This window comes from Bacillus sp. MYb56 (assembly GCF_002976445.1).
In the GTDB taxonomy this organism is placed as follows: Bacteria; Bacillota; Bacilli; order Bacillales; family Bacillaceae_G; genus Bacillus_A; species Bacillus_A mycoides.
This window is the reverse complement of record NZ_PCOH01000084.1, coordinates 1-6,824: the sequence shown is the minus strand read 5'-3', so window position 1 is coordinate 6,824 and position 6,824 is coordinate 1. Positions and strand designations below refer to the sequence as shown.

Annotated in this window: 4 protein-coding genes and 1 pseudogene; 4 read left to right on the top strand and 1 reads right to left on the bottom strand. The window is 34.0% G+C overall.

Annotated elements, in window-relative coordinates:
• Positions 1 to 154: 154 nt before the first annotated feature.
• Genes CQ058_RS30530 through CQ058_RS30520 form a run of 3 tightly spaced genes read left to right on the top strand, consistent with a single transcriptional unit; the run spans position 155 to position 3,910 of the window.
• Entirely contained in the window at positions 155 to 1,702 is a 1,548-nt protein-coding gene (locus CQ058_RS30530; protein WP_002193656.1) for a spore germination protein, read from the top strand.
• Positions 1,703 to 1,706: 4 nt separating this feature from the next.
• Positions 1,707 to 2,810, top strand: a complete 1,104-nt coding sequence (locus CQ058_RS30525) for a GerAB/ArcD/ProY family transporter (protein ID WP_033711196.1) — start codon at positions 1,707 to 1,709, stop codon at positions 2,808 to 2,810.
• Positions 2,807 to 3,910 carry a Ger(x)C family spore germination protein gene (locus CQ058_RS30520; protein ID WP_002161860.1) on the top strand — a complete coding sequence of 368 codons (1,104 nt, stop codon included), beginning with the start codon at positions 2,807 to 2,809 and terminating at the stop codon, positions 3,908 to 3,910. Before CQ058_RS30525 ends, CQ058_RS30520 begins: the two co-directional genes overlap by 4 nt.
• 504 nt (positions 3,911 to 4,414) lie before the next feature.
• Here the strand turns inward: CQ058_RS30520 and CQ058_RS30510 are convergent.
• Positions 4,415 to 5,365 (bottom strand): hypothetical protein, encoded by a 951-nt coding sequence (locus CQ058_RS30510; protein WP_002193657.1) that lies wholly within the window; start codon positions 5,363 to 5,365, stop codon positions 4,415 to 4,417.
• A gap of 185 nt (positions 5,366 to 5,550) precedes the next feature.
• Here CQ058_RS30510 and CQ058_RS30505 point away from each other — a divergent pair.
• A pseudogene (locus CQ058_RS30505) lies at positions 5,551 to 5,847 on the top strand (Tn3 family transposase); the annotation flags it as partial.
• Between the last annotated feature and the right edge of the window lie 977 nt (positions 5,848 to 6,824).

Below are 6,824 nucleotides of genomic sequence, written 5' to 3'. Positions count from 1 at the left end.
AGGTATTCATAATGTGTTCTAAATCAACTTTGATGTACTGAGACTGTTTTTTTACTGTCCCATTTCGAAAGTATTCAGGAAACTATTAGGATATTTTTTCTTACTATATGCATACTAAACGTACTATAAAAGGTACATAGAAAGTGAGGGAATCATGGCTAAATTTTTGAAGCGTTTAAAATATAGAGACAATCCTAAGTCATTTTCAATACGAGACAATACTCATTTTCAGAAAAAAAATATTGAAGACTCCCTCTTAGGCGCTGATTTATCGAAAAACATAGCTGATATTCAGAATATATTTCGTCAAGCACCTGATTTAGTGATTCGCCGGTTTCAAATAAAAGCAGATGGATTAGAAGCCGCTTTAGTATATTTGTCTGGATTAACAGATAAAGAATTGATTCAAAATCATGTTCTAAGTCCTTTGATGAATAGTGATTTTGATACCAATACGGAACTTCCAATTCCATTAGGACAAATCAAAATTATTAATACGTGGAGTCAGATTGAAAATGCTATTTTTGGAGGAGATAGTGTTTTATTAATCCACAGTCGAACAACAGCACATCAATTGGATACGAAAGGTTGGCCACAAAGAAATGTTGAAGACGCTCATTACGAAATAGCTCTAAAAGGTGCGCATCAAGGATTTACAGAAATTAGAAGTCAAAATATCGCAATGATTCGAAGGTATATTCCTCATCGTGAATTAACGGTAAAAGAAATAGTAATTGGTGTACGAAGCAAAACAAGGATTTCTATTTTATATTTGAAAGATGTAGCTTCTGAAGATGTGCTGAAGGAATTAGAAACACGGATTCATAATATTACAGTCGACGCTGTTGCTAGTAATGGGGAGCTTATAGAATTCATTGAAGATAACCCGTACTCACCGTTTCCACAATTTATATTAACTGAAAGACCTGATTTGGCCGTATCTCACATTCTACAGGGCAGATTTGTAACTGTAATGGATCATTCGCCTAATGTGTTAATTGCTCCAACAAATTTTATTTCCTTTTTTCAAGGAGTGGATGATTACGGTACAAGGTGGTTAGTTGCTTCGTCTATTCGGATGCTTCGTTTTATCTCCTTTATAATTGCTTTATTTTTGCCTGCGAGTTATGTTGCGTTTATTTCCTTTAATTTTGAAGTTATTCCTGTAGAGCTGTATTTATCTATTGCAGAATCAAGAACGCGCGTACCCTTTTCTCCAGTTATGGAAGCGTTACTTATGGAAATAACATTGGAAACGATGAGAGAAGGGGCTTTACGGATACCTACTCCGATCGGTCAGACAGTTGGAGTTGTAGGTGGTATTGTCATTGGACAGGCGGCTGTTCAGGCGGGAATTGTAAGCAACATTATGATTATTGTTGTTGCTATTACAGCCATCTCTTCTTTTGTTATCCCTAATTATGATATGGGAGCGGCAGTAAGACTTTTACGCTTTCCGATGATGCTAGCAGCTGCCTTATTTGGAATTGTTGGACTTGTTATCGGGTGGATGACTTTAATTGGACATCTAATCAGTCTTGAATCGCTAGGTACTCCTTACGGAACGCCATTAGCACCGTTTCGCTTTGCAGATATGAAAGATGCTTTTTTACGCTTTCCTTTATGGGCAATAAGAAGGCGTCCTAAGGGTAATGGAACCATTCAATCTATTCGACAAGGAAAGAATCCTAATAAAAGGTGAAATTATGAAAAAGTATGCCTATAATGACATCACTCTTATGCAGTATATTGTTTTAATCAATGGAATGCAGGTGGCCACTGGTGTTTTATCACTTCCGCGCGTGCTTGCAGAAAACGCTGGAACAGATGGATGGATAGCTATATTGATTGGTTGGATATTCTCCACAATATCAGGTGTTTTTATCGTGAAAACTGCTGCAAGATATCCCGAGGACACGATTTATGACATTCTTATACGATTGTTTGGAAAAATAGTAGGGAAAGCATTCGTTGTTATTTACATGATGTACTTCGCTTTTTATACTTGTATCGTTCTTGTAAACGCTATGCTTTTTCTTAAGGGATGGCTTCTTCCGAAAACGCCTGACTATATCGTTATCTTTTTGTTTTCGATTCCTACCTTTTTTGTTGCGCGTAACGGTCCTCGTATTATAGGGCGATACTCCGAACTTTTTTTTTATATGGCGCTTTGGATTCCGTTGTTTTTTTTGATACCGCTTAAAGAGAACGGAAGTTGGATGCCCTTCTTTCCGCTATTAAAAGAAGGATGGAAACCTGTATTAACGGCTGTACCGACCACTATTTTTGCTTATTTAGGGTTTGATATTGCTTTCTTTTTATATCCTTTTTTACAAAAAAAACAGTATGCAGTCCATGGAATGGTTATTGCAAACACATTAACGATGTTATTTTATTTATTTACTACTATTGTTTGTTTTGCTTATTTTAGCCCTGATAGCATTACGCAATATAATCAACCGGTACTAAATTTAGTGAAAGTAATTGAATTTCGTTTTTTAGAACGTTTTGACATGATTTTATTGGCTGTTTACTTAACCATTGTTTCCACATCATGGATTCCTGCCCTATACTGTTCTGTATTTTGTTCAAGCCAATTACTTGGAAAACAAGATCATAGCTCTCATGTAGTTGTTCTTTTATTGCTCATTATCGGCATCATATTTTGGACTCATCCTAGTTGGAATGAAGCCGAAATTTGGCAACAGGTATTTTCGAATGCTGGATTAGGATTAACCTATATATTACCTATCATTTTATGGCTGTACTGCTGTCTATATGAGAAGTTTCGCCAGGGGAGGATACATTGAAAAGAAAAGTACTATGTTGTATTTTATTATCGGTGTTCATGATGACTGGATGCTTTGATCAAACAAATGTTGAAGATGTTTCTCTTACTCTTGTTCTTGGTATTGATTTAGATCGTAATGATAATTTATTAGTGTATATATCTAGCCCTGTTTTCAATAAAGAAGCAAAGATAAAAGAAGAAACTACTGGTGTGAAATCTGCTACGGTTCGAAAATCTAGAGACAAATTTGATGCTACGGTTATGGCGCTTACCGCGGGAAGTAAAACACAGGTTATTTTAGTTGGAAAAAGGCTACTGAAACGAAAAAACTGGGAAAATCACCTCGATCCATTTTACCGAGATCCCAAAAATACAGTTACCGCAAGGGTTGTCGCTGTAGATGGACCTGTTTCGGACGTCATCTTCTATAGCCCAAAAGATAAGCCGCGGCTTCCTATATATTTAACAAAACTAGTTGATACCGCTTCTTTAAGAAATATCACAGTAAAAACAACTCTTCAAGAACTATATGAACAAAGAGCAGACAAAGGGGTAACAGCAAATATTACTGAGGTGAAAAAAAAGAATAAAATATGGGTGACAGGTACAGCTTTATTGGATGAAAAAGGAAAGTATAAATTAACGCTAAAATCTGATGAAACCAAACTATTACGCATTTTGCAACAAAGAACTACAGGTGAGTTTCCATTCACAATTCCAATTAAGCTAAAGTCGGATAGCCAAGATAAAGATTGGATAAGTTTTACTGCCAATGGTATTAAAGTAAAGACAAAGGCAAGATATGATAATCATTTTATATTTAATGTAGATGTAAAGATGAGAATCGGTATTACAGAACGGCTTTTTTCGTTTAATACAAAAAAGGACGCAGCAAAATTACAAAAAGCGATTGAAACTAAGCTGGAAGCTGATTTCAAGCAATTAATACAAAAAATGCAAACTGCCAAAATCGACCCTATTGGGCTTGGAGGATATGCAAGAACTTACACATATCCAGAATGGAAAAAAGTCCAAAATAAATGGAATAATGAATTAGCAAAGGGCGATGTAAACGTCAAGGTTAAGATTAAAATTGGCGGGATGGGAACGATTAAGTAACACGAATTCAACTGGAATTCGTACTAAAATTGCAAGTACCTTCTATTTTAGAAGTGGAAATGTCTTTAATAGGGTTTACGCCCCATCACAATCAAGCTAAGAAAAGCAAATACCCCAAAACGAGAAAATTGGCATCTCCAGGTGAAAAGGTACAATTTTTTATTTTGGGGTGCTATAAAATTTTTAAGTTGATGGACATGGGGTCACCATATCAAAAAAAGAAAATTGTACGTTTGGACACAATCTGGACACATTCTTATTTGTAATAGAAAAGGCACCCGAATGAGTGCCTTTTCTTTGGTTTATAATCTTATTTTTTTAATTAGATTGAAAATGCTAAATGATAAACACTTTATAATTTATTTAAATCTACATATTTAGTACGACCAGATTCATAGTAGTAATATAAATCAACATTATCATATCTGTGTGTGAATCTACCAGAGTATAAGTAGTTATCTCCATCTGCTAGTGATAATGAAGCTGAACCTGATTTTCTGTCTTTTACTTAGATGTAAGTGCAACTAAGACATCAACTGGATACTCAACTGAGTCTTTTACTTTGTATTTAAATGGAGCTTGTTTACCCAACGCTTTAAATACTTGATTTGTAGGTTCATTATTTTCCCAATCAGATATCCATTTTTGTAATCCTGCACCTGGAGCAACTGAGTAATTAGCTACTTGTTGATATAATGCTGTTCTATATTGATCATATGCATAATCAGCAGGCTTTGGATTAAAGTCAAATGTTTTTGTAACGGTACTTTCTGAATTTAGAGTAAAACCATAACCAAAACTTGCAGTTAATGATTGATTTACTTTTGCAACCCCCTCAAGACCTACTTCCATCCCAATTGTATATGATAATCCTACAGTTACATTATGCGAAACACCACTTGTAACTGCTTTGCTCCAATGATAACCTGAATTTTTATCTATTACATTTGAATCAATTAATTTCCAGCTCACGTTTTTCTTTAATTTAGTATCGGATAAAGCAGGATTAGTTTTAGGAATTGCTATTGAATATAATACCTCTCCTTTATTTGCTGTTTTACTATATGATTCTCCATCTTGAAGCCAAGTACCATCAGCTTTTAAAATCTTATAGCCTTCATATTTAATTACATTATTGATACTAGTTCCATTATCATTAGCAACTACATCTACATATACATAATCAATTAAAGCTCCATCGTTTGTAGACACATGCCATTCATTAGGAAACTCTTCATAAGGACCTGTAGGAATGTAAGGAAGCGCCATACCATTTCGCTGAATTTGTTCTGCCGTCATAGGTGCTTTTGCCTCTTGAGAACTTATTACTACTGGAAGGTTTCCTACTTTCGTAGGAGTATCAGTAGCCGCAGAAGAAAATCCTGGTGCTACGAATAAAGCTGTACTTAATACAAATGCTGCAGGAATCATTTTTTTCATATTTATACGATTCATGTTATCTTTCCCCTTTTTTTATTATTTCTAGAAGAATAAGTTATATGTTACTTATAATTTCTACTGTCGATTAAACTAAGATCAATTTCGATAAATTTATCTTAGTCTATAAATCTTTCAAAAGACTTTCGTAAATGTTACAAAAGTCTTGCAAATATATAATAAAAGAGTATCTAAATGTTTTTCTGATTCCTAAAAAACTTGCGGCTTATCCACGGTAGAATAGATTATCTGTAACTTTACGTGAAATAGGAAGGATTGAAAGAACTTTATATACGTTAGAATGGTTACAGAGTCCCGAACTTAGAAAACGTGTACATGTTGGTTTAAATAAAGGCGAAGCAAAACACGCACTTGCTCGAGCCGTATTTTTTAATCGATTAGGGGAAATTCGTGATTGTTCTTATGAGGATCAATTACATAGAGCGAGTGGTTTGCAACTTCTTATTTCAGCAATTGTATTATGGTATACGGTATATATTTCGGAACTTAAGAATCTTAGCTTGATAGCGATGTGGCGAGACCCATATACTGAATATAAAATATGCAATTTTACATATTTGCGTATTAGGTAATGGTATATAGAATACTATGTTATTATTTTACAAACATTTTTAGATTAATCATTTAAAATGTTTAATTTATATAAATCCATTTTAATTTTTCAACATATAAGTCGCTGCTATGCAGAATAAAACATGACATGCACTTGCTTTCTCCTTTTGTTTTAAACCATTCCTGTGGCAGGGAAAGGCGCTTACCGCTTCTATGTATGGCCAGATACTCTCGTCCCCCTAAAAGAAAGGGGTTTTTAGGTCATTTTGTTCAATTTGTATTTATATAAAAACAGTTTATTTTCAGTGAGTTTATCAGATTATAATGAGTTTGTTTAATGGAATAAAGCTATATTATTATACTTTCCGGTGTGTTTTTTTAGATTTAATAATATATGTACAGTGTTTAACTTAGAATTACTATATGCTAGATTTGAGGTTTACACTCAAAGTCTATAATGTTTTAATGGAAGTAACAGCCATATATATCCATTGCAATTATTCGGCATACCTACTATTCAGAATACAATATGATCTGCACTTGCTTTCTCATTTTGATGTGGTGGGAAAAAGTCATGACCGTTTCTATACGCGGTCAGATGCTCCCCTTCAAAATTATATATAGGTATAATTTTGACTTGTATGAAATAAGAGAGGGGGGATAAGTAAATTTAAGAAGTAGCCATAGTAAGAAGAATATTTATTGTATTAACTTAATAAAGGGATATAAAGGGATAGTGAGGAAATCGACGTTTCGTATGAACGTTAGAATGGATTTAAATGAAAGGACTGATTTATATTAGTAGAAGAAAGAATCATAGATTACAAAAACCAATGAAAGTACTTATGGCATCTGCTGTTTTGACAACGACATTATTTACATCTATGACTGTAAATAGTTTGAA